The 1,735-nt window shown below is 33.1% G+C and carries 2 protein-coding genes; both read left to right on the top strand.

Going from position 1 to position 1,735, the window contains the following annotated elements; genetic code table 11:
* Positions 1-44: 44 nt before the first annotated feature.
* Complete coding sequence (repM, locus tag HYI04_RS16720; protein ID WP_004733876.1) at positions 45-956, top strand: replication initiation protein RepM; 912 nt, start codon at positions 45-47, stop codon at positions 954-956.
* A gap of 78 nt (positions 957-1,034) precedes the next feature.
* The gene (locus tag HYI04_RS16715) at positions 1,035-1,553 is read left to right on the top strand and encodes a plasmid replication DNA-binding protein (RefSeq protein WP_087090660.1); all 519 of its coding nucleotides are present in this window, start codon (positions 1,035-1,037) and stop codon (positions 1,551-1,553) included.
* Positions 1,554-1,735 lie beyond the last annotated feature (182 nt).

The following is a 1,735-nucleotide window of genomic DNA, read 5'->3' as shown; positions in this document are numbered from 1 at the left end:
AAAAAAAATATATAGTAAATTAATAAAAATTTTATGGTCTAATAATGAGTAAAAATATAGTCGTAAAAGCGAATATCTTGATTGAGGCAAGCTACAAACTTGATTTGGTAGAAATGCGCTTAATACTTTTAGCAATTATTGAAGCTAGAGAAAGTAAAACATTGATTGATGCTAACTCTCTGATAAAAATATCAGCTAAAAAGTATGCAGAAATGTTTGATATTAGCCTCAAAAACTCTTATTCCATGCTACGAGGGGCTTGTAAAACCCTGTTCGACAGACAATTTTCATATGTGGATTGGGATTTTGATCTATTAAGTGAAGATACTTCTAAAATCTTTTTTACTTCTCGATGGGTATCTAAGGTAGGTTATAAGCCAGGTTTTGTTTACTTATCTTTTGCTCCTGATGTCATACCATTAATAAGTCGCTTAGAAAAAGAATTTACGCGTTATGACCTTCTTCAAATAAGTAAGTTTTCTAGTATTTATGCTGTTCGGATTTATGAAATATGTATGCAATGGAAGATTGCTAAAAAGTTTTATATTTCTCTCTCTGATTTACGAAATACATTAGGTTTAACAGAAATAGAACTTTCAAGAATTGATAACTTTCAAAAGAAAGTCCTTGAAGTAGCAAAAGATCAAATTAATGAGTCTTCGGACATAACTATTGATTATAAAACCAAAAAGTCTGGAACCAAGATAACTGGCTTTGAGTTCACAATAAGATCCAAAACATCACAGCCAATTAAAATGGAAATCGCCTTAAATGATAAACAAATTCTTTTGTTCTCAAATAAGCTAGTTCATGAACCTTCATTTGCTTCAAAGTACAGCAAAGTTGGTGAAAGTTATGATGACTTCGCTATAAGAATTTCTGAAAATTTAACTATTCCTGATAAGGTTCAGGAATACTTACCCTATCTAGAAAAAGTCGGGTTCAATACTGCTTAAAATATAGACTTGTCGTTTTGTCTATTAGACAGTCTAATAGACAAGACATTTTTACAAGATTAGGCATCACTTTACATCATGAAAAGCCTTTCAGTTTTAGAGTTATCCAAGCTTTACAATATCAATAGACAGACCATCTATAATCAGATAAACAAAGGAATTTTAAGTAAAAATTCTGATAATAAGATTGATTTCTCAGAAGCCATCCGTGTATTTGGTGAACCTGCAAGAAAACAGGATGTAAAAGAGCCTGTAAAAATAGACAGTCCAACTTCGGCAGAAGTTTTACTGCTTAGACAGCAGATAGACATGCTGAAAAATCAAGTATCAGATGCCAAAGATCGAGAAGCCTTCTACCAAGAACAAATTGAAGTCATGCAACGTCTATTGGAAGCTCCAAAACCTCATGTCACTACACCTGTTGATCCTGAGCCAACTCAATCTAAGCCTGAGACAGAAGAAAAAGAGGAAGTGATCACAATCCCTCCAAAAGAACCTGAAGTAATCGAGAATAAGCGCATTCTAGTCCCGGAACATGTCCAACCGGAACCGGAAAAAAGAGGCTTTTGGAGCCGTTTTTTTAGACCCTATGATTAACTACGATTGTTTAACTGATATGAACAAAGTCGTGAAACATTGATCAAATAATAAGCGTGGAACGTGAAAAATCATAAAAAAAGCCCAGTCATTGACGACTGGGCTAGAAAATTGAAACTACAGCGTTGAATTATAAGGATAATTATAACGCATTTCGTATAAGGTGTATTATGTTAATTTTA

The sequence above is a fragment of the Acinetobacter sp. SwsAc2 genome (assembly GCF_013391465.1).
GTDB classification, from domain to species: domain Bacteria; phylum Pseudomonadota; class Gammaproteobacteria; order Pseudomonadales; family Moraxellaceae; genus Acinetobacter; species Acinetobacter johnsonii.
Note: the sequence above shows the minus strand (reverse complement) of the source record. Positions and strands in the feature narration are given on the sequence as shown.

Excerpts from the sequence above, each read along its gene's own strand:
- repM (WP_004733876.1), top strand. The coding sequence starts at position 45 with ATGAGTAAAAATATAGTCGTAAAAGCGAATATCTTGATTGAGGCAAGC.
- HYI04_RS16715 (WP_087090660.1), top strand. The coding sequence starts at position 1,035 with ATGAAAAGCCTTTCAGTTTTAGAGTTATCCAAGCTTTACAATATCAAT.